The organism is Neobacillus sp. PVCKKU3, from assembly GCF_058323225.1.
The window spans coordinates 1-23,587 of record NZ_JBLVQN010000043.1 but is presented as its reverse complement, the minus strand read 5'-3'; the positions used below and the strand labels follow the sequence as shown (position 1 = coordinate 23,587).

The window sequence follows — 23,587 nt, the reverse complement described above, 5'->3', positions numbered from 1 at the left end:
AGTTATTTTATTTGATTCTTGAAAGGATAATTGCATATCATAAGTTAATAGAGCAATTATAGAAAAATTTATAGAAAAGGTGATATAAGGGATGGCAGAACAAAAAAAGACAAATGTTGTTCAGGAAACGGCTCTCAGGTTATTGAAAGAAAGAGGGGTAGAAATCCAAGATATTGCCAATTTAGTTTTTTACCTCCAGGAAAAATATCATAAAAACCTGCAAATGGAAGACTGTATTGCGAACGTGGAAAAAGTACTTACTAAAAGGGAAGTTCAAAATGCCATTATTACCGGAATCCAGCTTGATGTCTTAGCTGAAAAAGGAATGCTTGAGGAGCCGCTGCAATCAATTATCGCAACAGACGAAAGTCTCTACGGGGTGGATGAGATTTTGGCTTTTTCGATCGTGAATGTGTACGGTTCTATCGGCTTTACTAATTACGGCTATATCGATAAGCAAAAACCTGGTATTTTGGCACATTTAAATGATAAATCAACTGGCCAATGCCATACCTTTTTAGATGATATCGTTGGAGCCATTGCCGCTGCCGCCTCAAGCAGACTGGCACACGCTGCAGCCAATTGTGAATAAGGTTAAAAATGATAAAGGATGGCTATTTCAGCCATCCTTTTATGGTTCCCAGTGATCTAGTGTATCGATTGTATATGTAGGATGAATAGTATATCCTTTTAATAGTTCCTTCGTGGTGACGCCCGTATGAACGAGCAAAGTGTCTATCCCTGCATTTATTCCTGCTAGAATATCGGTATCATAATTATCACCCACCATCAGCGTATCTTCTTTGGCCACACCTAAAACCTTTAACGCCTGCTCCATAATGATAGCTTCCGGCTTTCCAATAAAAATTGGCTTTGTTTGCGTTGATACTGCTATAACCGACGTTATCGAGCCATTGCCCGGTACTAGCCCTCTTTCAGTTGGCAGGGCGATATCGCCATTTGTCGAAATAAATGTGGCTCCGTTTCGGACAGCCAGACAGGCAATTGTCAGCTTTTCATAAGTAATCGAGCGGTCAAGGCCCACTACGACAACATCGGCATCTTCCCCGGCTAACCGAAAGCCCTTTTCCTCAAGTGCTGTGCGAATCCCTTCTTCACCAATAACATAGACAGAGGCATCCTTTTTCAGTTCTTCGATATAATTGGCGGTTGCCTGACTTGTCGTAAAGACCCTATCTTCCGTAGTTGGAATATCAAAGCTGTTTAATTTTTCCGCCACCTGTGCTGGGGTCCGGGTAGAATTATTTGTCACAAATAAATAGGGTATTTCCTTTTTCTGAAGGTTCTTAATAAAATCAGAAGCCGCTTCTATCCTCTCCGTGCCTTTGTACATCGTTCCATCTAAATCAATTAAATATCCTTTATATTTCTTCAATCATCCCACTCCTTAATTGATCTTGTCCTTCTCTTTAAAAAGAAAAAGACCGGTGGCGGTCTTAGTTTTTAAATGCTGAAACTGGTCCCAATTCATTCGTAAGATAGTCCCGTACATTCACTGAAAAAATAGTCAGTGCAGGCAGATGATTTGAAAATTCCCGGGTTAATTCGCTATGGTCAATTTCCGTATAAAACTGCACCAGTTTTTTCCGAAAACTGATTAAAGCTTTCAGGCTGCTTCCTGTTTCTTCAGTAACGACCTTTTCATCCATTAAAATATCTATAATGTCTTCATAGCTTCCTGGATCACGCATGATAAAGCCGTCAATCATTGCATTACCGACATCCAATACCGACTCGAGCATCATGTGGGTAAGCCTTTCTAATGCCGCCTTTTCAATGGGGGTCGACCATACCTGCTGGGTAGAGAAATGAGTGATCTGTGTTTCCAAATAAACTAATGTCGTTTCAATTTTATCCCGGTCAACAAAGTACATGAACTCCACTTCCTTCTATTTTCTGTTCTAAGTTGCCATTTCCATGTTTAGTACAGTAGGCGGAGCGTAGAAATAGCCTTGCGCCAAATCGACCTTGTTTCTTGTGAGGACAGATGCCTCATCCTCATTTTCGATTCCCTCCGCGACAACCAGTGAACCGGCCTCCCGCGCGACTAGGAGAATCCCCTTTAACATCGATTCCTTAAGAGAGTTTTTATCGATGTTTTGAATAAGAGATCGGTCAATTTTTATAATATCCGGCATAATTTCACTAATGGTACTTAAATTGGAGTATCCCGCACCTGTATCATCAATGGCAATTCGAAACCCCATTAATCGTAACATTTTTATATTATAAATGAAATTCTTTAAACCTTCGATTGAATCGTTTTCTGTAATTTCAATTGTTATTTGTTTTGGTGATATACCAGTAAATCTTTGCAATAAATTCTTTATATCCCTTGTGAAACGAATATTTCCAAGGGTTAACGGAGTACAATTGATAAAAATATCCTGTCTGCATTTTGCTTTCTTAATTTGTTCAAACGCTTTTTCCAATACCAGCATTTCGAGTGCATATAATGTCCCTGTCTGCCTTGCAACCGAGAATAACGGCAAAGGATTTTCTACTGCCGTACCTTTAGGCCCCCGTGTCAAGAGCTCCAATGCACGGATTTCATTTGTTGCCACATCAATAATGGGCTGGGCCAGCAGACGGATATTTTTATTAGTAATAATTTGATTGATCATATAATCTATATCATCATATTTTACTGCCAGTCTTTTTTCAGCCATCGCAATGGCCTGTCGATGGGCTTTTTGGATAGAATCAGAAATGGAGTAATGTTTCTTGTCAATAAACATATATCCGGTTTCAAAGTGAATTTGCTGTGAAGGATAATGTTTTTGCAGACTTCCCTCAACATAATAAAGCAATCCGTTTATGACATGATCCATATCAGACAAAGTGTTTTTATCAACATCCACCTTCAAAATCAAGGTCACCACATCGCCATAAAAGTCATGCAGCGCGATGATCTCCTCTTCTTTCAGTTCCTCTTGGACAGCATGGCGAAAATACTTTTTTAACTGCTTCATGAAATAACCTTGCTGTGATTTGCCTTTTAAAACCGACAATTCATTCATATTTTGCAGGTGAAAAACAATAACTGCTGCCTCCAAGCCTGATTGAAAGGCGGCTGTTACACCCTCTAATACGGGGTTGCGCAATATAAATTGAGGCGGATAAAAGCGCAAGGAACCAGCAGGAAGCAAAATCTTCCCCCATTCCATTACCCCTAATAGCATATTCATGATGCGACGAGCCATACATTCATCCCTCACAACCAGTTTAGCTTACAGATTTAGTTATATTATAACATATTTTTACATTATCCGTATTTTTCGAAGAAAAAATTCCTAAACAAATGGTTGGGAAATTTAATCCTCCTCCCATCCACTGCAGGAATTTGTTACTATAGATAATGTGAGAGTATTTTTTAAAAGGAGATATGAAATGAGCGAGCGTTTTTTCTTATATGATGATACCGAAAATACCAAAACAAGGTTTGTCAGCTTTGTCGGGGAAAATCAGCGTTATGATTTAGCAGTCGTAAAAACGGACCGGCACTACGGCAAATCCCTAGTAATGAATATGCAAGGAAATCGATTTGCCATCATTGGGCATGATGATCTCGAGGAGGAAGGATATTTAGAATATGCTTTTAATATTAATGAAGCAGAGGCAGAAGAGCTAAAATCCTTCTTACAGGAGATTATCTAAAGGTTGACTCATGTTTTTCACTCAGGATGAAATAATAAAAGAAAAAGGAGTGAGGAACATGGCTGAAAAGGATTCCGATAAATACGGGGATTTCTCGAATGTGGAAGTACAGCGGAACTATCTGACTGCGGAAGAATTTCCCGATGGCCCTTTAGGATCGCCGATTCGAAAAGAAGACCCTGTCGAACTGAAGAGTACCCCATGGAAAGAGGGGCAGCGCCGGTACAGTGCATTTAACTATGAGTTTAAGGCCCTGCATCAGGATTTGCCAAGAGAATACCCGGGAGCGCATCCTCCGCATGATGATAAAGAAACCGATGAACAGGCCCCGTATAACAATAACGAAGCTTAAAAAATAAACGAAGGGGATTAATCGCCCCTTCGTTTATTTTTTAACCTTTTTTAATACAAAATAAGCACAGCCAAAATTGCAGTATTCATAAAGGTACTCGCTTAAAGTGCTGATTTTTGTATCAAAGGTTGCTTTTTGATTTTGGTCCTCAAAGAAGCCTTTTAATCGGAGCTGGCCATAGCCCCAGTCCCCCACAATATAATCATATCTGGATAAGATGTCACTATATCTAGCCTTTAGGGCTTCCTCATTAAAACCATTCCGAAATTCCTGTACAAGTTCGTAAGTAGTGTTATTAATAAGAATCATGGTTTTCACCTCAAATTTTGCCAGCTATCTTTATCCCATTATAACCGATTCACCATCAATTACTAAGAAAAAAAATGAGTGCTTTGGAAAATCTAATAAAAGGAGGTGTTAATGTTGAAAAAATTAAGCATAATTATTGGATTATGTGCACTGACAGCAATGACAGGCTGCACAAAGGACATGGGTAATAACGACGTATATGAAGAGTCTGGCAATACCATCAATGTGAACAATAAACGTCACGAGCTCTACCGTGAAGGTGCAAGTAAGGATATCCGTAATGCCAGCAATGACTATGGCTTTGTACGTCATCAGAAAAGTCCACTGATGAACGATAATAACACAAATGATGGTTACACGGCCCTAGACCGTGAACAGGTAGCCCATGTCATCAGCCGCTTAAGTGCCAATATACCAAACGTTAATGATGTGGCTACATTAGTAACGGACAGAGAAGTTCTAGTTGCTTACCGTACCGATTCGAAAAACCGAAACTTAACTGCTGACCAGGTGAAGAAAACGGCGTTATCCGTTGTCCCAAGGTATTACCATGTATATGTCAGTGATAATAAGGTCCATATCCGAGATATCCAAAACTTGGCTAATTTGGATTCCCTCAGCAGTAAATCACGTGATCAGGTAAATTATGTAATCAAACAAATGAAAAAATCCCCACAAGGGACGAGAATGAACGATAGTGAAGATGAAAACGGTCTGACAAAGGACGATATGGATTATAATCACAAACGCTAATAAAAAGAGTTCAGACCCGAATTAAACTAAGGGCTGAACTCTTTTTTAAATTCAAGTTATTTGGCTTCCTGCGTACTTTGTTCGCCAAGTAATTGCTTATGCTTTGCAGCAGCATTTACTTGTTCATCAGCGTGATAAGAAGAACGAACAAGCGGTCCCGCTTCGCAATGGCTGAACCCTTTACTTATGGCAATGTCACGTAATTCATTAAACTCATCAGGGCTATAGTATTTTATAACCTTTAGGTGGCTTTTGGTCGGCTGCAAATACTGGCCGATCGTCATGATATCAACATGATTTGCACGCAAATCATCCATAACCTCAATAATTTCTTCCTTTGTTTCGCCAAGGCCAATCATTAGGCTTGATTTAGTAGGAATACTCGGATTCATTTCCTTAGCCCGGCGCAGAAACTCTAGTGACCGGTCATATTTGGCACGTGCTCTGACTCTCGGTGTCAGGCGTCTGACTGTTTCGATATTATGGTTTAAAATATCTGGCTTCGCATCCATCAGCGTCCGCAGGTTTTCTTCTTTTCCGCCCATATCAGACGGCAGAACCTCGATGCTTGTAAACGGGTTTTTCCGGCGGATGGCCCGAACGGTTTCCGCAAAAACACCAGCACCGCCATCCTTTAAATCATCTCTGGCAACTGCGGTTACGACAACATGCTTCAGGTTCATAAGTTGAACAGAATCGGCGACTCTTTCCGGCTCCTGCCAATCCAATTCTGTCGGCAGACCCGTTTTTACAGCGCAGAAACGGCAGGCCCTGGTACAAGTATCACCGAGAATCATAAATGTAGCCGTTCGCCGTACTGCCCAGCATTCGTGAATATTTGGACAGCGCGCCTCTTCACAAACGGTGTGAAGATTCTTTTCCCGCATCAATTTCTTTAATCCTGTATATGATTCATTTGTATTAAGCTTTATTTTTAACCAATCAGGTTTTCTCAGGATTTCCTCTTTCTTGCTCATCATGCACCCCCGACTATGAATAAACACTCCTGTTGTCACTTTAACATACTTGGGTCGACAACGACAAGAAGTCAGCATCTGCCGCAATGATTTTCCCGATTTCCAATTATTGACCATAATGAAATGTTCTAGAATTCATAAACTAACCTTGAACTATAAATGGGAAGGGAGAATTCCTATGCGGGCTGTGCTGATAATAGCAGCTTTCCTATTGTTATTTACCTCAAGTATAGAGGCAAAAGCTGCGGAAGCCAATCCATACCAAGAACGAATGAAGCTTTATAAGAAGGTTGAAACGATTACACAAATTCCTTGGTATTATTTAGCTGCGGTTGACCAATATGAACGAAATGTCCGCTTGGCACGCCGCGATTTGCCAAAACCAGAGAGCCTGATTGGCATTTATTTTCGCCCTGAACAATGGGCCGGGCTGACTAATCCTAATCCATCCGAAGAGAATCCTGCAATTATCCAGTTTTTTAATGGAGTCGGAGTTGATGGGGATGGAGATGGAAATGCCAGCCTAAAAAATGATGAAGATGTATTGTATTCCTTTGCTCATTATCTGCTTTCTTATGGAGTAGATGAAGATAATATTAAAATCGGTTTATGGGATTATTATCACCGGGATCGAACGGTTGGCAGCATCGTCAGCTATGCCAAAATGTACCATCATTTTGGACGGCTGAATTTGGATACAAATGTTTTCCCAGTTCCTTTAAGAAGCAATCACAGCTATCGCAGCACCTGGGGAGATGCCCGGGGCTGGGGCGGACGAAGAATTCATGAGGGTACTGACATTTTTGCCGGCTATGGTGTACCCGTAAGGGCTACTTGTTACGGGATTGTGGAAATGAAGGGCTGGAATAAATTTGGCGGTTGGAGAATAGGCATCCGGGATATCAATAACACATATCATTACTTTGCCCATCTCAGCGGGTTTGCCAAAGACTTAAAGGTCGGGCAAATTGTTGAACCCGGGATGGTAATTGGCGGAGTAGGAAGCTCCGGCTACGGCCCTCCAGGCACATCAGGGAAATTCCCGCCGCATCTCCATTATGGCATGTATAAAGATAATGGGATTACCGAATGGTCATTTGACCCCTATCCGTATTTGGCAAAGTGGAAACGCATTGAACGGATGAATGTACGCAAATAAGAAAAGCGGAAGCGCCTTGACCAGACAAAAGGACTGTCCATAATGGATAGTCCTTTTGTTAATTTCCCGATTTTTTGGTATTCTGCTTTTTCTCGGGAACCTGAATGGATGGAATCATGCCTCCTCCACCGTTATAGAACTGCGGAACCGTTCCCTCGACAAGAGCACTTCCTACTGGAATACTTTGCTTCAGTTTCGTAATTTTCGTTGCAAATGGAGTAATAATTTGAACGGACACCTCAATCTCAATCGAGACTTCCACCCATGTATTATTAATCCCCATTTCTTTCGTTTGGATATGCACATCCGGTTCCACTTCCCCAATGGCTTGAAATTTGACAGGAATTTTCGGACCAAGGTTCCCAAGCAAAGCAATATTGGTTGCCTGCCCTAATGGAACATACCAGGTGATCGAGTTCTCATCCTTCGTGTTCTCTGTCTCAATTTCCACATCTGTAATCTGTTCCAGCTGGGCAAGATTACCTTGTTTTGCCGCCTTCAAATTCTTTTGAATTTGTGCGGTTGTTTCAGCCAATACCCTGTTTATTAAATCCGTATTTAACTGAAAGTTTTGTTTCTCCCCATCGCTGCCTGGGATGATTTGCACGACTTGATTATTTTCCCCGACATTGGTGGTCCTTTTCGTAATAGCTCTATTTATCACAAGGGAAGCGATATTCCGAGTTTCGGATTCGGCATATCTCATTAAGGTAGGTTCAATCCCTTTGTTCACAAGCAACACACTGATTGCTGATGTCAACAGGAAAAAGACAAAAGTTAAAAGCATGACATATCGGAAAGGCAACGGACCTCTTCGCCGCCGGTACATGCGAAATTTTGCCAACAAAAATCACCCCTTCATCGTATGTGTATGCGAAAAAGGGGTGAACTAGCCCAATAAATAAATGGTAAAAAGCCTGCTACGATAGCAGACTTTTATATCATTTTCAGCAAGGCGTCTTTGCCGATCATGCCTTTTGAGATTCCTAATTCCTCCGCGCCAATTGTGACGGATTCCAGCGGCGCATTCAACAGCTGGTCAATCGTTCTTACTCCGACAGCTCTTCCTGCGATGATGTTTCGGTCCTTTAGTTTATCATTTAATAAGCCAACATCCAACGCACCGCACATTATATATCCTTTATCGCTTGTCACAGCAAGCAAGGTCGTTTTCGGAAGTAGAACGGAGACCGCCAGGAACGTATGGCCGTCAATTTCAATTGGTGAAAGATCAATCATCAGGATTCCACACTCCTTTCCCTACTATCACATTATGTAGGAAAAGGAAAAAGCGTGTGTCCCAGGATTAAGACTGGGTCTTTAGTTTCCATTTTAGGATATCGCGTAAAAATTCCGGCAGAAAATATTGCTTATCCTTATGAGGAAGAACTCCTTTAAAAAAATGCCCAAACGTAAACATATCCGGTAGTGCAAGTGTGTAGATTTTTTGCGGCTCTAGCTTTTCTCCATTAATAAAAATTTCTCCGGAATGAAACGTGATTCCGTCATAAACAAAGATTCCCAGCATGTTTCCTCTAAAACCAAGCCCTTTGATTTGCCTTTGATGAAGGCTTTCGTCCATCGTTTCGATTAATATATCTTTTAATTCTTCGCCGTTAACCTCGACAACACACGGATTAATCGGGTGCGGGCAGATGTTTAAAAGGTCAAATTCTGTCACATCGCCTGATAAGGGACCAAGAAGAAGGCCGGCATTGATCATCGCACAATCTGTATGGCACCAATCCCGTAAAGCTTTGCATAGGAAAAGCGAGAAATCTGTTTCTTTAAACGGATCGCTTAAGAATGGCTTCGTTAGAGTCGTGACTCTTCCATTAAGCAGCTTTTTCCCATTATCTAGAAAGGTCTCTGCTATCTGAGCCTCATTTTGAGCCGCCGGAAGCTCCTTTGTATCATAAAGAATGGCTTGTTTGTCTTGAATGGTTTTCTGGCTGTCCAACGTAATCGTAACCTGTCCCACATAATAGCCAAATTTTCCGGCGGCCGCCAAAAGCGTATTGTCTACAAGCTTTCCATTTTCCAAAAAATGATGAGTATGAGCACCCAGAATCACGTCAATCTCAGGAAATTCTGTTGCGATCCGTTCGTCATCACGAAGACCGAGGTGGGAAAGCAGAATAACCATGTCCGATTGTTCCTTTACGGCTATGATCCATTTTTTAAGCTCATTTATCGGCTCGGTCAGATTCCAGCCAAGTAATTCATAGAGACGTGCGAAGTTAGCCGTTAAGCCGATGACACCAAGGCGGGTACCCGATTTGGTTCGATAAATTTGATAGGGCTTCACCCAGCCTGGCTGCTGGTTATTTTTTTGAAAAAAATTCGCCGCCAGCACATCAAATTGTGCATCATCATAAAGCTGATCGAGCCCATTGTGCGGCAGGTTGATTCCTTCGTTATTACCAATTGTGACTGCAGTATATTGGCATTCGTTTAAGAGGTCAATACTCGCTTTACCCATGGTCGCCTCTGTCAACGGATGCCAGCGGTCAATGAAATCGCCAATATCAAATAGGAAAACCTCGTCTTGATCTTGGTCTTGGTGGTGCTTCCTTTGCTGCTTCAAAAATTGCTCAATGCGCGGCCAATTTTCCAAGTGGCTGTGGATGTCGTTCGTATGGTATATATGTATTCTTTCCATTTGCATCTACCTACCCTGTTATTCCTTCATAGATTAGCCGAACCCCAACGATGACAAGAACCGTTCTTAATATCCAGACAATCGTTTTGCTCTTTAATCTTGTATTTAAAAATACGCCAATGTTCGCCCCAATATAAGCCCCCGGTACAAGTGCTAAAGCATAAAGCCAATTGACGTTTCCTAATGAGATATGCGTTATGGAGCTTAAAATTGAAGTTGGTAAAATCATAAACATAGATGTTGCTGTAGCCACATGCGGCGGGAAGAAAAAGACGAGAATCATCGTTGGAACCATCAGCGAGCCGCCGCCAACACCAAAAATACCTGATAAAAAACCGACAAGAAACGAAACAATGACAGCAACAACGAGGCTGTAGCCATATTCAAAGGTTTTACCCCTGTTATCCGTAAAGGTACGGGTAATGCCTATGTCCTTCCGATATGGTATTGGCTTTAATTTATCTTTTACAAACAGGATAATCGAGACGAGAATGATAAATAGACCAAAATATAAATTAAAAGCATGGAGGTTCATTCTTTCTGTTACCCACGCCCCTAAAATACTCCCCGGACCGCTTCCAATCAGAAAAATAAGCCCGCTCTTATAATCAACCACTTTATGTTTCGTGTAGGCCAACACGGAGGAAAGCCCCGTGAAAATCATCGTAAAAAGCGATGTCCCAACTGCAACCTGTGGCGTGATGTGTGCAAACCCGTTTACTGTAGCCAAATAGAGCAACGCCGGCACGACAATGATTCCACCGCCAAGGCCAATCAGCGAGCCCAATGAGCTTGCGCAAATACCGATGATCAGAAGAACAATCCATTCCATTGTTTCACTTTCTTTCTATGTCTTCTTTTAAAATAAGTCCAGCTGTCTTGGAGCCAATCCTTCATATTCAATATTTAATATGTCCATCATCTGTTTAGCATTATCTGCTGCGTCGCCGCCGGAATTGTTGTTAAACAGGAGGTACACATAGTCGCATCCCTCGGCAAGCTTGTGGATGCGTTCGGCCCATTCATTAAGCTCCTGCTCGTTATAGCGGTAAAGGTAGCGGACATCCCGCCAATTCTCGGCGTTTTTCTTTTGCCAGCCATGGACATTGCGGCCGTGGAATCTGACGAGAACCTTTTGTTGGTTTGTGGATACAAGAACAGTCGGAACGGAACCCTCCCCGGATTGCGGTTCATCACATATGCTGTGAATCCAATTTTCCTGTTTCATAAACTCTAGTGTCTGTTTGCGGTATTGCGGCGCAAACCAGGATTGGTGCCTAAATTCGAGAGCACACGGGATTTCTCCCATTTGCTGTTTGCACCATCTTAAGTAATCAACATTTTCCCGTTTGCAATCAAACCACGGGGGAAATTGAAATAAAACCATGGCAAGTTTATTTTTCTCAATATAAGGTTCCAATGATTCTATAAATGCTTGAAACATTGCTTGTTTATTTTCAAATGGTATTTCGCCATGATTGTGGCCTGTCATGCCTTGATAGGCTTTGACGATAAATTGAAAGTTGGCAGGTGTTTCATTAACCCATTTCAAGGCGTTCCTTTGGGGCTGTATCGCATAAAATGCGGTGTCCACTTCAACGATTGGAAAATGGCCCGCATATTCCTTTAATTTGTCTCTGGGCGTGATTGGACCTGTATACAAACTGTCATGGTCGCCCCAGCCTGTCAGACCGATATATATCAATGCGTTCACCTCCATTTTTTATAATAGCATAACCTTTTTAGTTGGGAATAGTTGGGCGACAGTTGTGTGGGCTTCCGACAGTTGGAAGGACCTATACGACAGTAAGCATCCTTTCTGAGAGTATTCCGTCCTTATCCGAGAGTATCCTGCCCCCATCCGAGAGTATTTCACGCTTATCCGAGAGTATCCCGCCACCATCCGAGAGTATCCCCATATCCAAAGTAAAAACCCGCCTGCCTATCCCAGCAAGCGGGTTTAATTTTTAAAAAATATTAACCGATAGAGCCTTCCATCTCGAACTTGATCAAGCGGTTCATCTCAACGGCATATTCCATTGGAAGTTCCTTTGTAAATGGCTCGATGAAGCCCATAACGATCATTTCAGTAGCTTCCTGTTCGGAGATACCACGGCTCATCAAGTAGAACAATTGCTCTTCAGAAACCTTAGAAACCTTTGCTTCGTGCTCAAGTGAGATGTTGTTATTTAACACTTCGTTGTATGGAATCGTATCTGAAGTAGATTGATTATCCATTATCAACGTATCGCATTCGATATTAGAGCGAGCGCCGTCTGCTTTACGGCCAAAATGGACCATACCGCGATAGTTTACACTTCCGCCATGCTTAGAAATCGACTTAGATACGATCGTTGAAGAAGTATTTGGTGCTAAGTGAATCATCTTAGAACCTGTATCCTGCACTTGGCCTTTGCCAGCAATTGCAATCGATAAGGTCATACCGCGGGCGCCTTCGCCTTTTAATATAACAGCAGGATATTTCATTGTTAATTTAGAACCGATGTTACCGTCAATCCATTCCATTGTCGCATTTTCTTCGCAGACAGTCCGCTTTGTTACAAGGTTGTAGACGTTGTTTGCCCAGTTTTGAATCGTTGTATAACGGCAGTAGCCGCCTTTTTTAACGATGATTTCTACAACTGCACTGTGCAGGGAGTTAGTTGTATAAACTGGTGCTGTACAGCCTTCAACATAGTGGACAGATGCGCCTTCATCCACAATGATCAGTGTTCTTTCAAATTGCCCCATGTTTTCTGAGTTAATTCGGAAATAGGCCTGTAATGGTGTATCCACCTTAATACCAGGCGGTACATAAATGAAAGAGCCGCCGGACCAAACAGCTGAGTTTAATGCAGAAAACTTGTTATCAGTTGGCGGAATAACGGTTGCCCAGTGTTTGCGGAAAATATCTTCGTTTTCCCTTAACGCAGAATCGGTATCTTTAAAGATGATTCCTAATGCCTCAAGGTCTTCCTTCATGTTATGGTAAACAACCTCGGATTCATATTGCGCAGAAACCCCTGCAAGATACTTTTGCTCGGCTTCAGGAATTCCAAGTTTGTCAAATGTCGCTTTAATTTCTTCCGGTACTTCATCCCAAGACTTTTCTGATTTCTCCGATGGTTTTACATAGTAGGTAATTTCATCGAAATTCAATGAGTTTAAGTCACCGCCCCATTGCGGCATTGGTTTACTGTAAAATATATCAAGTGATTTCAAGCGGAAGTCAAGCATCCACTGAGGTTCACCCTTCATTTTTGAAATCTCTTCAACAATCTCACGTGTTAAACCACGTTTTGATCGGAATATGGAAACGTCTTTATCGGCAAAACCATATTTATACTCGCCGATCTCCGGCATTTTCTTCGCCATCACAAGTATTCCTCCTTTTTTTACGAGAGGTGAAAGCTCCAGGCAAGAGGCCGGATACTTTCAGAACCGTTTTAATCTTGATTCTCTTCTTTCAAGCTTTTTTCCATTGCCTTCCAAGCCAATGTTGCGCATTTAATTCTGGCTGGAAACTTGGCAACCCCTTGAAGTGCTTCGATATCGCCTAAATCGATATCATCATCCACTTCTTTGCCTTGCATCATATCCGAAAAAATCTTCGACAGCTTTAATGCGTCTTCGATTTTCTTACCTTTAATGGCCTGCGTCATCATCGATGCAGATGACATGGAAATCGAACAGCCTTCCCCTTCCTGCTTGGCATCAACAACAATGCCGTCCTCCACCTTCAAGGTTAATTGAATGCGGTCACCGCAGGTCGGGTTATTCATATTGATCGTATGGCTGCCATCCTCCAAAACCCCGCGATTGCGCGGGTTTTTGTAATGGTCCATAATTACTCTTCGGTAAAGTGCATCTAAGTTAGAAGACATCGCTGAAATACTCCTTCGTTTTGACAAGCCCTTCTACGAGTTTATCAATATCTTCTTCTGTGTTGTATAGGTAAAAGCTGGCACGAGCTGTTGCCGATGCCTTAAGCCATCTCATCAACGGCTGGGCGCAGTGATGGCCGGCGCGGACAGCGATTCCTTCCGCATCCAGAACCGTCGCTACATCATGCGGGTGAACATCACTTAAATTGAAAGTCACTAGACCAGCGCGTTTAGCTGGATCATGCGGTCCATAAATCGTGATGCCTTCAACAGTTGACATTTTTTCCAGTGCATACGCTGCAAGCTTATGTTCATGCTCGACAATATTGTCTAAACCGACTTCATTTAAAAAGTCAATCGCTGCACCAAGACCAATGGCACCCGCAATAATAGGTGTTCCGCCCTCGAACTTCCACGGCAGCTCTTTCCAAGTTGATTCATATAATTCCACGAAATCAATCATTTCACCGCCGAATTCAACCGGCTCCATTTTTTCAAGCAGATGCTTTTTCCCGTAAAGGACACCAATCCCGGTTGGTCCGCACATCTTATGACCGGAAAAAGCAAGGAAATCACAATCTAAATCTTGAACATCAATTTTCATATGCGGAGCACTTTGTGCACCGTCAACTACCATAATAGCGCCATTTTCATGGGCAATCTTGGCGATTTCTTTAACAGGATTGATGACGCCAAGCACGTTGGATACCTGCATCACCGACACAATTTTTGTGTTTGGTGTGATCGTCGAGCGAACATCATCTAATGAAATCGTTCCATCCTCTTGGAGCGGAATGTATTTCAGCTGGGCACCAGTCCGTTTAGCTACCTGCTGCCATGGGATGATATTACTGTGGTGCTCCATAAAGGTAATGACGATTTCGTCGCCTTCCTTCAGGTTGGCGGCGCCGTAGCTTGCCGCCACCGTGTTAAGGGAGGTCGTCGTTCCTCTTGTAAAAATAACTTCTTGAATGGATTTAGCATTGATGAACTTACGGACCTTTTCACGGGCACCTTCGTAAGCATCTGTTGCTTTTGTACCTAATGTATGCACCCCGCGGTGAACATTTGAATTGTACTCGCGGTAGTATCTGTCGAGTGTTTCAATAACTTGAACTGGCTTCTGCGATGTCGCAGAGCTATCCAGATAAACTAATGGCTTGCCGTTAACTTCCTGGTCTAAAATAGGAAACAGTTTGCGAATATCCTGGATATTCATTATCTTACTTTCCTTTCAATAACTTCCACTAATTGCTGTTTTACTTGCTCAATTGGAAGCTGATTTACCACCGGTGCAAGGAAGCCATGAATGACTAAACGTTCCGCTTCCTTCTTCGGAATACCGCGGCTCATCAAATAATATAATTGCACTGGGTCAACACGTCCTACAGAAGCAGCGTGGCCAGCCATAACATCATCTTCGTCGATTAATAAAATTGGATTCGCATCGCCGCGAGCTTTTTCACTCAGCATTAACACGCGTGATGTTTGCTCAGCGTCAGATTTAGAGGCGCCGTGTTCAATTTTGCCAATTCCGTTGAAGATAGAAGTAGCGTTATCCTTAACAACGCCATGATTCAAGATATTTCCTATTGTATGTCTGCCAAAATGAACAACCTTTGTCGTAAAGTTCTGGGTCTGCTCACCACGTCCAACCACAACAGTTTTCGTATCGCCATTAGAACCGTCACCAAGAAGATTGGTGGTATTTTCAGATATGGTATTACCTTCATTCATCATGCCAAGCGCCCACTCGATTCGGGAATCGCGGCCGGTGACACCGCGGCGGTTCACATAGGTTGTGATTCCTTTTGCTAAAGTATCCACAGCACCGTACTGCACCTTTGCATTTGTATTGGCAATTACCTCTGTCAGGATATTTGCCAATGTATTAGACTCTTCCACTGTGGAAATATAGTTTTCCACATATGTTAAAGAGCTGTTATCTTCTGCGACGACAAGAACATGGTTAAACAGGTTTGCTTCCGTATTGTCATGAACGAACACTGCTTGAATCGGTTCCGTAATTTCGATGTTCTTCGGAACATACAGGAAAGCTCCGCCATTAACAAATGCAGCATGAAGAGCAGTCAAACGGTGCTCATCAGCATTGATCGCCTGTGTCATATAATATTTTTTCAATAAATCGCCGTGCTCTCTAGCAGCAGTGAAAATATCGGTAAACACAACACCCTTTGCCTTTAGGTCTTCTGAAAGAGAAATATAGGCTGGAGTTTGGTTGCGCTGAATATATAAATTTTGTTTTGACGCATCCAAATCAACTAATGCTTTAACCTCTTCTGGCAGTTCTGCCAAAGATGTATATGGAGCACTTTTAACTGTATGCTGCTCAAACTGTGTAAAATTCCATTTATCTATTTTTGTTTTATCTGGCCGAGGCATCGGCAGTTCGTGAAAATGCTCAAGTGCCTTCAGTCGAAGCTCTTCAAACCAAGCAGGCTCGCTCTTTTCTTTTGAAAAAGAGCTCACAAAACCCTTATCAAACGGTAATGTTGTTTCTGTTGTCATTGCTAACCCTCCTAACAAAAGCTTTTAAGCTTCTTGCTCAACTGTTTCATCTTCAATACCAAGCTCTTGCTTGATCCAGTCATATCCTTCTGCTTCTAAGCGCTGTGCAAGCTCTGGCCCGCCGGATTTTACCACACGGCCTTGCATCATCACGTGCACATGGTCAGGAGTGATATAGTTTAACAGACGTTGATAGTGAGTAATAATTAAGCAGCCGAAATCCTCACCGCGCATTTCGTTGACACCTTTCGATACTACCTTTAAGGCATCGATATCAAGTCCGGAGTCGATTTCATCGAGAATCGCAATCTTTGGCTCCAACATCATTAATTGCAGGATTTCATTGCGCTTTTTCTCACCGCCGGAGAAGCCTTCATTAAGGTAACGCTGCGCCATATCTAGATCCATTTCAAGGTATTCCATTTGCTTATCCATTTTACGAATGAATTTCATTAAAGAAATTTCGTTACCTTCGCCAAGACGGGCGTTAATCGCCGAACGCAAGAAGTCAGCATTCGTTACACCGTTAATTTCGCTTGGGTATTGCATGGCTAAAAATAGTCCAGCACGAGCGCGCTCATCTACTTCCATTTCTAAAACATCTTGCCCATCAAGCGTAATGCTGCCGCTTGTTACTTCATATTTAGGGTGACCCATGATAGCAGAAGATAATGTAGATTTACCAGTTCCGTTAGGACCCATAATGGCGTGAATTTCGCCGCCTTTTATTTCAAGGTTGACACCCTTTAAGATTTCTTTCCCATCAATTGCTACGTGCAGATCTTTGATTGTTAAAGTTGATCCAGCCATATTCATACCTCCGAAAATGTATTGTATCTTTGCAGACAGATTTTTTAGATCTTCCACATTCATTCTCACTTTATTCTCATTACAATCTTATAACAAATGAAATTTGTTAGCAACTTTTTAATAGTAATAACTAGCATGTATTTTCACTAAGAACATGCTAAATGAGAATAGCAGGAAGTTTTTAAAGAAAATTCAGATAAAGACTTTTTATGTAATACAAGCCCGAATAAAATGATACCTTATTTTTTGCTAAAATGCCATGGGTGGTTATGCCATCTATTTTTTACTACTTAATGGGCTTTCATGTAATGAATGCAGAAAAGCCAGTGAATCCTCACTGACTTTTCTGCAATATTGCTACATATTTAACAATTACTCAGTTGCTGCGATAACAGCACCTTTGTATTTATCCTTAATAAAATCTTGAATTTCTTTCGATTGAAGAACCTCTACAAGTGTTTTGATTTCTTTACGGTCTTTGTCTTCTGAACGAACTACAACAAGGTTGGCTGGAACCACGTCACTGCCTTCAAAGGCAATACCATATTTTCCAATATCAATGCCGCCTTCTAATGCATAGTTAGTATTAATGGCAACCGCATCACCTTCACCGTTTTCAAAGGAAGATGCTAATAATTTTGCTTCAATTAATTTAGGGAACTTCAGGTTCTTTGGATTTTCAACGATATCATCTATTCTTGCGTTTGCACCAACGCCTTCTTTAAGCTTGATTAATCCAGCCTTTTCAAAAATCGGCAGGATACGGCCGTGGTCGCTTAAAGAATCACTCATAATAATGGTTGCACCATTTGGAAGATCTTTTAGACTTTTATACTTTTTTGAGTAAATGCCGATTGGTTCTTTATGAACCCCACCCACACTGACAAAATCAAAATCTTTATTTTCTTTCATCTGCAGATCTAAATATCCAGGTGTTTGGAAATAGTTTGCATCTATTTCTTTATCCTTTAATGCTACGTTTGGCAGAATATAGTCTTGGAAAACTTGAATTTCCAAATCAATACCTTTTTTCTTCAATATTGGCTTTGCCGCTTCAAGTACTTCTGCGTGTGGTACAGCAGTTGCACCAACAACTAATTTTTTGTTCCCATCTTTATCTGCCGATTCATTTTTTGCACCGCCGCAGGCCGCTAAGGCAAATACGGTAAACGCAATGAAGATCAAACCCAGAACTTTTTTCATTTTTTTCTCCTCCTGTTAACGTTTATCTGTTCTCTTTGTAAAATAATCTCCAATAAATTGGATAATAAAAACTAAGATTAAAATAGCAATCGTTGCCACTAATGTAACCATTGGCCTGTTGCGTTGAAAGCCTTCTAGATAGGCAAAATGACCAAGTCCACCGGCTCCAATGACCCCAGCCATTGCAGTAAAGCCAACAAGTGAAATCGCCGTAACGGTAATCCCGGAAATTAATGCTGGCAAGGATTCTGGTATTAATACCTTAAAAATAATATGTCCATGTGTTGCACCCATTGATTGGGATGCTTCAATCACACCTTTATCAATCTCCCTAAGGGCGATTTCCACCATTCGAGCATAAAACGGAGCTGCTCCAATAATCAGTGCCGGCAGTGCAGCATTGGCACCGAGCATTGTTCCAACGAGAACTTTAGTAAAAGGGATTAATAAAACAATTAAAATAATAAAGGGAATGGATCTAAAAATATTTACAAAGCCAGCAATAATTATGTTTACCCCGCGGCTTTGCCATATGTTTCCTTTACTCGTTAGAAATAGCAGCAAGCCTAGTAACAAGCCCAAAATAAATGTCGCAAGGACCGAGATAGCGGTCATATAGATCGTTTCACGTGTTGCCAGTAACAGCTCATCCCACTTAACTAATTCCATAAAGTCAGCCATTACTGATCACCTCCACGCCCACTTGCTGCGAGTGAATATAATCGATGGCTTTCTGAATTTCATTAGCTTGGCCATCCAAATGAATAAATAATGTTCCATAAGACCCGTTTTGCGTATGTGAAATATTACCTTGGAGAATATTTACTACGACATCATAATCACGAATCACACGTGTGATTAATGGCTGCTCTGTTGCTTCCCCAAGAAACGATAGTTGAATGACCTTTCCATGCGGATAGCGCTCAAGCAAATGCTCTGCTGTTTCCTTTGTTTTTTCCGGTTCGGTTACCTGCTGGACAAACCGTTTCGTAATCGGCTGCTGAGGGTTTTTAAATACATCAAGCACCGGACCAAGCTCGACAATCCGCCCACTTTCCATGACCGCTACTCGATGACAGATTTTCCGGATGACGTGCATTTCGTGAGTAATCAGCACAATCGTTAAGCCGAATTGTTTATTGATATTCACTAAAAGGTCGAGAATAGAGTCTGTTGTTTGCGGGTCGAGTGCTGATGTTGCCTCGTCACATAAAAGCACCTTTGGGTTATTGGCAAGGGCCCGGGCAATCCCGACCCGCTGCTTCTGCCCACCGCTTAACTGTGAAGGGTAGGCGTCACCTCTGCCCTCAAGGCCAACTAACTTGATCAACTCTTCAACTCGTTTTTTCCTTTCCGGAGCGCTCACACCGGCAATTTCTAATGGAAACGCGATATTTTCACTGACTGTTCTTGACCAAAGTAGATTGAAGTGCTGGAAAATCATGCTGATTTCCTGACGGGCTTTTCTAAGCTCTGCACCCTTTATTTTTGAAATCTCCCGGCCAGCCACGTTGACAGTTCCACCCGTAGGCAGCTCAAGGCCATTTAACATGCGGATTAAGGTACTTTTACCAGCCCCGCTATATCCGATCACACCAAAGATTTCTCCTTCTTTTATATCCAGGTTTACTTCATCAACAGCTTTTAGCTGTCCCTGCTTGGTAGAAAAAATCTTTCGTACATTTTTAATGGAAATCATTGAATCACCTACTTCTTGTCCTTATTATAGGATTTGATAATTTTCATGAAAGAATTCTATTTTAGTAAAATAAAAAGCCTCTCCGCAAAGGCAGAAAGGCATCATTATCAAATGAATCCTTTCTCCCATCTTTCAAAGCCGCAGGCTTTGTGTGAATTGGCACCATTTCAATAAAATTGACGGTTGCCGGGCTTCATAGGGCACATCCCTCCACCTCTCTTGATAAGAGCAAAAGCTATCCTATATTTAATTATCCATGCATTAATACTATTATTATGAAAGTAATAGTATCACGGTTAGATAGTAGTGTCAACGACAAAATTCTACATTTTCAAAAAACTATTTAAGGAAAATTTAGGCATTTGTTTTTAAAGATGTTAAGCCTGTTGCAGCTTCGATTGCATCCTCTAAATCTTCCACTAGGTCCTCAACATTTTCGATTCCAATGGAAAGACGGATCAAGTCTTCAGAAACACCCGCTGACTTTAATCCTTCCGCATCCAGCTGCTGGTGTGTGGTGCTTGCCGGATGGATAATTAAGCTCTTGGCATCGCCGACATTGGCCACGTGCGCCCATAGGGTGATCGCATCGATTAATTTCGCACCGGCTTCTCTTCCGCCTTTAATGCCAAATACAACCATTGAACCAGCGCCCTTAGGTAAATATTTTTGCGCCAATTCGTAATCAGGATGTGATGGATACCCCGGATATGAAACCCATTCAACCGCAGGATGATTATGCAAGTATTCCACTACCTTTTGGGTGTTGGCGACATGCTCTTTCATCCGTACATGAAGCGTTTCTAACCCAAGAACAAACTGGAATGAGCTTTGCGGGCTTAAAGCAGGCCCCATGTCGCGGAGAAGCTGTACGCGTGCCTTAATAATATAAGCAACCGGTCCAAGAGCCTCTGCATAAACAAGGTCATGATAGCTGGAGTCTGGCGTTGTTAAGCCTGGGAATTTCGGTGAATTCCAATCGAACTTGCCTCCGTCGACAATGATGCCCCCTGTAGTTGTTCCATTACCTAATATCCACTTGGTTGCGGAGTGAACGACGATATCAGCGCCATGCTCAATCGGACGGCACAAGTATGGTGTTGCAAAGGTATTGTCCACGATAAGAGGAACCCCTGCTTCATGAGCAATATTGGCTACCTTTTCAATATCAAGGATTCTTAAGCTTGGATTGCCGATCGTTTCAGCAAAAACAGCTTTTGTTTTTTCCGTAATGGCGGCACGGAAGTTTTCCGGATTCTCAGGGTCGACAAACTTCACATTAATCCCGTATTTAGGCAGGGTCACTGCAAATAGATTATACGTTCCACCATATAGATTGGATGCAGCAACAATCTCATCACCCGCTTCGGCAATGTTTAAGATGGCCAATGTGATGGCAGACATTCCGCTTGCCACTGCCAGTGCGCCAACGCCGCCTTCTAGAAGCGATACTCTTTCTTCAAAAACAGTTGTGGTCGGATTGTGAATCCTTGTGTATATGTACCCAGGTTCTGCTAAGGCGAATAGGTTGGCAGCATGCTCTGTGCTTTTGAATTGGTAGGCGTTATTTTGATAGATAGGTAGCGCCCGTGCTCCTGTTACTGGGTCTGGTGAGAGGCCACCGTGAACACTTAATGTTTCAAACCTTAACTTCTTTTGTTTTTCTGACATAGTTCTTATTCCCTCCCAATATAAAAATAAAACCCATGCTTCCTATAAGAAGATGGGGGTTCTCCGCTCTTCTTATCTTTCAGAGCCTGTTTGCTCTGCTGGATTTAGCACCGTGTGGTCCACCGGTTGCCGGGCTTCAATGGGCCAGTCCCTCCGCCGCTCTTGATAAGAATGTATATTTAGTTTGCTATTCGTTGCTTGAATATTCTAAAAAAATAATACCTGAAGTTTAATTCCGAGTCAATACCTTTGATTAAATTATTTCGGCAAGATTTGTCTGAGCTTTAGTTAAATAAAATAGTGATTCCAGCAATAATACGGTCCTTAATGCGCCTTTTACGTTCAGGGCGCCATTCCGTTGCAGTACCCTTAATCTTTCTTTCCCTTCTAGAAGTTGCTTTAGTTCTTGTGGTCCCCCGTGGATTTGGCAATTTGCCTGCTCCTGTTTTGAATCAAAGAGGGCTAATATTTCCCCGTTTTTAATAACCAGTTGAACCGATTTCTGGTCGGTGGTGCTTAGGCTAATCCTAAGTTCTGCGTGCTGAATTAACGGAAGAATATGTCCTTGTTCTTTGAATGTTTTTAAAAAGCTATGAATGTTATCAATCATTTCCATCACTCCGAAATCCTTGTCTATACCAAATACTATTCAGCAGTGATGCGTCTATTCCTTTATGAATTGCTCGACATTATCTTCGGACGGGTGGGGAAATATTAACATTTCCCGAGAAATATGTCGGACTATGCAAGATATTGGTAATGTTAACAAAATATTCATACAATCTAATTTGCTTGTTTGTAAATTGGAGTAAAATTGGGGATGGGTATTTAATAATTTGAAAGGAAGTGGACTATGCCTACACCCAAAAAATCGCGCCAAGAAACAGATGAGTTACTTATATTACGAGCCTTAAACCCGCGTATGAAACTTTCTGACAAAGACAGGAGAAAGTATTACGCTCTTGAAAAAGGCTATCAAGGAGAAGTGATGTTTGATGCTTTAACCGAAGGATTGAAGAATAACTGCATCGTATTAAATGGCTTGCTCTTTAAATTGAAAGAAAAGCACTTTCAAATCGATACTATTATTATTTTTCAAAAAACGATTTACCTGATTGATGTTAAAAATTTTGAAGGAGACTATATTTATAAAACTGACCCCGACCGATTATGTAAGAATGATACCGAAGTTGACGACCCAATCCTTCAATTAATTCGCAGCGAGTCAAAGCTGCGGCAGCTTCTCGACGAGTACAGATTTAATTTGCCGGTTGAATCCTATGTTGTTCATATTTGCCCCACCTTCACTTTATACAATGCTCCCCAAAACAATCATGTTATTCTCCCAACACAACTCAATCGCTTTATAAGAAAATTAGAAAATATCCCATCAAACCTGAATGGTGGCCATGAGAGACTGGCAGACCTGTTAATTTCTTTGGATCAAGGAGATTATCCAAATGCTACAAAGCCGACTTATACCTATAAGGAGCTGAAAAAGGGTCCTTATTGTTCGAAGTGCAATTCATTTTCGGTTTCGGTTGGGGAAAGGAAAATGGTTTGTAATACGTGTAGGTGTGAGGAGAAACTGGAGTCTGTAGTGCTGCGCAGTGTTGGGGAGATAAGGTTGCTTTTTCCGGAGTTTAAGATTACGACTAATTTGGTGTTTGAGTGGTGCGGGGGGATAGGATCTAAAAAGATGATTGGAAGAATCCTTAAGCAACACTATACATTAATGGGATATGGTCAATGGACCTATTATGAGTAATATTTTCTGGCTGTTCGGGAGTCAATAGATCCCTTTGGCTACCCTGTTTCCACTTTTGCTTGAATTTCGGTAGCCAATAGCTCCCTTTGGCTACCCTGTTTCCACTTTTGGCTGAATTTCGGTAGCCAATGGC

The 23,587-nt window shown here is 41.8% G+C and carries 26 protein-coding genes and 2 riboswitches; of the genes, 6 read left to right on the top strand and 20 right to left on the bottom strand.

What is annotated here, in order from left to right:
• Positions 1-91 precede the first annotated feature (91 nt).
• Positions 92-592 carry a phosphatidylglycerophosphatase A family protein gene (locus ACNQGS_RS23345; protein ID WP_491489421.1) on the top strand — a complete coding sequence of 167 codons (501 nt, stop codon included), beginning with the start codon at positions 92-94 and terminating at the stop codon, positions 590-592.
• Between the two features lie 39 nt (positions 593-631).
• Here ACNQGS_RS23345 and ACNQGS_RS23340 read toward each other — a convergent pair whose 3' ends face one another.
• The 3 genes from ACNQGS_RS23340 to ACNQGS_RS23330 form a co-directional block, all read right to left on the bottom strand.
• On the bottom strand, positions 632-1,396 hold the full coding sequence (locus ACNQGS_RS23340; RefSeq protein ID WP_491489420.1) for a TIGR01457 family HAD-type hydrolase: 765 nt from the start codon (positions 1,394-1,396) through the stop codon (positions 632-634).
• A gap of 61 nt (positions 1,397-1,457) precedes the next feature.
• A complete protein-coding gene (locus ACNQGS_RS23335) occupies positions 1,458-1,895 on the bottom strand; it encodes a DUF86 domain-containing protein (RefSeq protein ID WP_213144343.1) in 438 nt (145 codons plus the stop codon).
• Between the two features lie 27 nt (positions 1,896-1,922).
• A complete protein-coding gene (locus ACNQGS_RS23330) occupies positions 1,923-3,224 on the bottom strand; it encodes an EAL domain-containing protein (protein WP_491489419.1) in 1,302 nt (433 codons plus the stop codon).
• Between the two features lie 187 nt (positions 3,225-3,411).
• Between ACNQGS_RS23330 and ACNQGS_RS23325 the strand changes: the two genes are divergently transcribed.
• A complete protein-coding gene (locus tag ACNQGS_RS23325) occupies positions 3,412-3,678 on the top strand; it encodes a DUF3055 domain-containing protein (RefSeq protein ID WP_213144341.1) in 267 nt (88 codons plus the stop codon).
• A gap of 58 nt (positions 3,679-3,736) precedes the next feature.
• Positions 3,737-4,030, top strand: coding sequence for a cytosolic protein (locus tag ACNQGS_RS23320; RefSeq protein ID WP_491489418.1), 294 nt, complete (start codon positions 3,737-3,739; stop codon positions 4,028-4,030).
• A 33-nt stretch (positions 4,031-4,063) separates the two neighbouring features.
• Here the strand turns inward: ACNQGS_RS23320 and ACNQGS_RS23315 are convergent, their stop codons facing one another.
• Positions 4,064-4,339 carry a YutD family protein gene (locus tag ACNQGS_RS23315; RefSeq protein ID WP_213144339.1) on the bottom strand — a complete coding sequence of 92 codons (276 nt, stop codon included), beginning with the start codon at positions 4,337-4,339 and terminating at the stop codon, positions 4,064-4,066.
• 111 nt (positions 4,340-4,450) lie between these two features.
• Here ACNQGS_RS23315 and ACNQGS_RS23310 point away from each other — a divergent pair, with 111 nt between their 5' ends.
• Entirely contained in the window at positions 4,451-5,092 is a 642-nt protein-coding gene (locus tag ACNQGS_RS23310) for a YhcN/YlaJ family sporulation lipoprotein (protein ID WP_491489417.1), read from the top strand.
• 56 nt (positions 5,093-5,148) lie between these two features.
• On the opposite strand, the gene lipA is transcribed toward ACNQGS_RS23310, so the two are convergent.
• The gene (lipA, locus tag ACNQGS_RS23305) at positions 5,149-6,069 is read right to left on the bottom strand and encodes a lipoyl synthase (protein WP_491489416.1); all 921 of its coding nucleotides are present in this window, start codon (positions 6,067-6,069) and stop codon (positions 5,149-5,151) included.
• Positions 6,070-6,247: 178 nt separating this feature from the next.
• Between lipA and ACNQGS_RS23300 the strand changes: the two genes are divergently transcribed.
• Positions 6,248-7,228 (top strand): M23 family metallopeptidase, encoded by a 981-nt coding sequence (locus tag ACNQGS_RS23300; protein ID WP_491489415.1) that lies wholly within the window; start codon positions 6,248-6,250, stop codon positions 7,226-7,228.
• 58 nt (positions 7,229-7,286) lie between these two features.
• Here the strand turns inward: ACNQGS_RS23300 and yunB are convergent, their stop codons facing one another.
• The 15 genes from yunB to ACNQGS_RS23225 form a co-directional block, all read right to left on the bottom strand.
• Complete coding sequence (gene yunB, locus ACNQGS_RS23295; RefSeq protein ID WP_491489414.1) at positions 7,287-8,072, bottom strand: sporulation protein YunB; 786 nt, start codon at positions 8,070-8,072, stop codon at positions 7,287-7,289.
• A 92-nt stretch (positions 8,073-8,164) separates the two neighbouring features.
• Positions 8,165-8,467 (bottom strand): YunC family protein, encoded by a 303-nt coding sequence (locus ACNQGS_RS23290; protein WP_378582819.1) that lies wholly within the window; start codon positions 8,465-8,467, stop codon positions 8,165-8,167.
• Between the two features lie 67 nt (positions 8,468-8,534).
• Positions 8,535-9,890 (bottom strand): bifunctional metallophosphatase/5'-nucleotidase, encoded by a 1,356-nt coding sequence (locus ACNQGS_RS23285; protein ID WP_491489413.1) that lies wholly within the window; start codon positions 9,888-9,890, stop codon positions 8,535-8,537.
• A gap of 10 nt (positions 9,891-9,900) precedes the next feature.
• Positions 9,901-10,722, bottom strand: coding sequence for a sulfite exporter TauE/SafE family protein (locus ACNQGS_RS23280; RefSeq protein ID WP_491489412.1), 822 nt, complete (start codon positions 10,720-10,722; stop codon positions 9,901-9,903).
• A gap of 27 nt (positions 10,723-10,749) precedes the next feature.
• Positions 10,750-11,595, bottom strand: a complete 846-nt coding sequence (locus ACNQGS_RS23275; RefSeq protein WP_491489411.1) for a DUF72 domain-containing protein — start codon at positions 11,593-11,595, stop codon at positions 10,750-10,752.
• A gap of 272 nt (positions 11,596-11,867) precedes the next feature.
• Positions 11,868-13,265 carry a Fe-S cluster assembly protein SufB gene (sufB, locus tag ACNQGS_RS23270; RefSeq protein WP_491489410.1) on the bottom strand — a complete coding sequence of 466 codons (1,398 nt, stop codon included), beginning with the start codon at positions 13,263-13,265 and terminating at the stop codon, positions 11,868-11,870.
• A gap of 71 nt (positions 13,266-13,336) precedes the next feature.
• On the bottom strand, positions 13,337-13,774 hold the full coding sequence (gene sufU, locus ACNQGS_RS23265; protein ID WP_213144330.1) for a Fe-S cluster assembly sulfur transfer protein SufU: 438 nt from the start codon (positions 13,772-13,774) through the stop codon (positions 13,337-13,339).
• The gene (locus tag ACNQGS_RS23260; protein ID WP_491489409.1) at positions 13,764-14,993 is read right to left on the bottom strand and encodes a cysteine desulfurase; all 1,230 of its coding nucleotides are present in this window, start codon (positions 14,991-14,993) and stop codon (positions 13,764-13,766) included. The genes sufU and ACNQGS_RS23260 overlap by 11 nt, the downstream gene beginning before the upstream one ends.
• Entirely contained in the window at positions 14,993-16,303 is a 1,311-nt protein-coding gene (sufD, locus tag ACNQGS_RS23255; RefSeq protein ID WP_491489408.1) for a Fe-S cluster assembly protein SufD, read from the bottom strand. The genes ACNQGS_RS23260 and sufD overlap by 1 nt, the downstream gene beginning before the upstream one ends.
• A gap of 24 nt (positions 16,304-16,327) precedes the next feature.
• A complete protein-coding gene (gene sufC, locus ACNQGS_RS23250; RefSeq protein ID WP_464491409.1) occupies positions 16,328-17,113 on the bottom strand; it encodes a Fe-S cluster assembly ATPase SufC in 786 nt (261 codons plus the stop codon).
• Positions 17,114-17,485: 372 nt separating this feature from the next.
• A complete protein-coding gene (locus ACNQGS_RS23245) occupies positions 17,486-18,316 on the bottom strand; it encodes a MetQ/NlpA family ABC transporter substrate-binding protein (protein WP_491489407.1) in 831 nt (276 codons plus the stop codon).
• A 15-nt stretch (positions 18,317-18,331) separates the two neighbouring features.
• Entirely contained in the window at positions 18,332-18,997 is a 666-nt protein-coding gene (locus ACNQGS_RS23240) for a methionine ABC transporter permease (RefSeq protein ID WP_213144325.1), read from the bottom strand.
• Complete coding sequence (locus ACNQGS_RS23235) at positions 18,990-20,015, bottom strand: methionine ABC transporter ATP-binding protein (RefSeq protein WP_491489406.1); 1,026 nt, start codon at positions 20,013-20,015, stop codon at positions 18,990-18,992. The genes ACNQGS_RS23240 and ACNQGS_RS23235 overlap by 8 nt, the downstream gene beginning before the upstream one ends.
• Before the next feature lie 122 nt (positions 20,016-20,137).
• Positions 20,138-20,244: riboswitch (SAM riboswitch) on the bottom strand.
• A gap of 125 nt (positions 20,245-20,369) precedes the next feature.
• A complete protein-coding gene (locus ACNQGS_RS23230) occupies positions 20,370-21,686 on the bottom strand; it encodes an O-acetylhomoserine aminocarboxypropyltransferase/cysteine synthase family protein (protein ID WP_491489405.1) in 1,317 nt (438 codons plus the stop codon).
• Between the two features lie 69 nt (positions 21,687-21,755).
• A riboswitch (SAM riboswitch) is annotated at positions 21,756-21,858 on the bottom strand.
• 81 nt (positions 21,859-21,939) lie between these two features.
• Positions 21,940-22,296 (bottom strand): SCP2 sterol-binding domain-containing protein, encoded by a 357-nt coding sequence (locus tag ACNQGS_RS23225; protein WP_491489404.1) that lies wholly within the window; start codon positions 22,294-22,296, stop codon positions 21,940-21,942.
• Between the two features lie 243 nt (positions 22,297-22,539).
• Here ACNQGS_RS23225 and ACNQGS_RS23220 point away from each other — a divergent pair, with 243 nt between their 5' ends.
• Positions 22,540-23,454 carry a nuclease-related domain-containing protein gene (locus ACNQGS_RS23220; RefSeq protein ID WP_491489403.1) on the top strand — a complete coding sequence of 305 codons (915 nt, stop codon included), beginning with the start codon at positions 22,540-22,542 and terminating at the stop codon, positions 23,452-23,454.
• The last annotated feature ends 133 nt before the right edge of the window (positions 23,455-23,587 follow it).

Coding starts and splice junctions, on each gene's coding strand:
- ACNQGS_RS23345 (WP_491489421.1), top strand. CDS start 92: ATGGCAGAACAAAAAAAGACAAATGTTGTTCAGGAAACGGCTCTCAGG.
- ACNQGS_RS23335 (WP_213144343.1), bottom strand. CDS start 1,895: ATGTACTTTGTTGACCGGGATAAAATTGAAACGACATTAGTTTATTTG.
- ACNQGS_RS23330 (WP_491489419.1), bottom strand. CDS start 3,224: ATGGCTCGTCGCATCATGAATATGCTATTAGGGGTAATGGAATGGGGG.
- ACNQGS_RS23325 (WP_213144341.1), top strand. CDS start 3,412: ATGAGCGAGCGTTTTTTCTTATATGATGATACCGAAAATACCAAAACA.
- ACNQGS_RS23320 (WP_491489418.1), top strand. CDS start 3,737: ATGGCTGAAAAGGATTCCGATAAATACGGGGATTTCTCGAATGTGGAA.
- ACNQGS_RS23315 (WP_213144339.1), bottom strand. CDS start 4,339: ATGATTCTTATTAATAACACTACTTACGAACTTGTACAGGAATTTCGG.
- ACNQGS_RS23310 (WP_491489417.1), top strand. CDS start 4,451: ATGTTGAAAAAATTAAGCATAATTATTGGATTATGTGCACTGACAGCA.
- lipA (WP_491489416.1), bottom strand. CDS start 6,069: ATGAGCAAGAAAGAGGAAATCCTGAGAAAACCTGATTGGTTAAAAATA.
- ACNQGS_RS23300 (WP_491489415.1), top strand. CDS start 6,248: ATGCGGGCTGTGCTGATAATAGCAGCTTTCCTATTGTTATTTACCTCA.
- ACNQGS_RS23290 (WP_378582819.1), bottom strand. CDS start 8,467: ATGATTGATCTTTCACCAATTGAAATTGACGGCCATACGTTCCTGGCG.
- ACNQGS_RS23285 (WP_491489413.1), bottom strand. CDS start 9,890: ATGGAAAGAATACATATATACCATACGAACGACATCCACAGCCACTTG.
- ACNQGS_RS23280 (WP_491489412.1), bottom strand. CDS start 10,722: ATGGAATGGATTGTTCTTCTGATCATCGGTATTTGCGCAAGCTCATTG.
- sufB (WP_491489410.1), bottom strand. CDS start 13,265: ATGGCGAAGAAAATGCCGGAGATCGGCGAGTATAAATATGGTTTTGCC.
- sufU (WP_213144330.1), bottom strand. CDS start 13,774: ATGTCTTCTAACTTAGATGCACTTTACCGAAGAGTAATTATGGACCAT.
- ACNQGS_RS23260 (WP_491489409.1), bottom strand. CDS start 14,993: ATGAATATCCAGGATATTCGCAAACTGTTTCCTATTTTAGACCAGGAA.
- sufD (WP_491489408.1), bottom strand. CDS start 16,303: ATGACAACAGAAACAACATTACCGTTTGATAAGGGTTTTGTGAGCTCT.
- sufC (WP_464491409.1), bottom strand. CDS start 17,113: ATGGCTGGATCAACTTTAACAATCAAAGATCTGCACGTAGCAATTGAT.
- ACNQGS_RS23245 (WP_491489407.1), bottom strand. CDS start 18,316: ATGAAAAAAGTTCTGGGTTTGATCTTCATTGCGTTTACCGTATTTGCC.
- ACNQGS_RS23240 (WP_213144325.1), bottom strand. CDS start 18,997: ATGGCTGACTTTATGGAATTAGTTAAGTGGGATGAGCTGTTACTGGCA.
- ACNQGS_RS23235 (WP_491489406.1), bottom strand. CDS start 20,015: ATGATTTCCATTAAAAATGTACGAAAGATTTTTTCTACCAAGCAGGGA.
- ACNQGS_RS23230 (WP_491489405.1), bottom strand. CDS start 21,686: ATGTCAGAAAAACAAAAGAAGTTAAGGTTTGAAACATTAAGTGTTCAC.
- ACNQGS_RS23225 (WP_491489404.1), bottom strand. CDS start 22,296: ATGATTGATAACATTCATAGCTTTTTAAAAACATTCAAAGAACAAGGA.
- ACNQGS_RS23220 (WP_491489403.1), top strand. CDS start 22,540: ATGCCTACACCCAAAAAATCGCGCCAAGAAACAGATGAGTTACTTATA.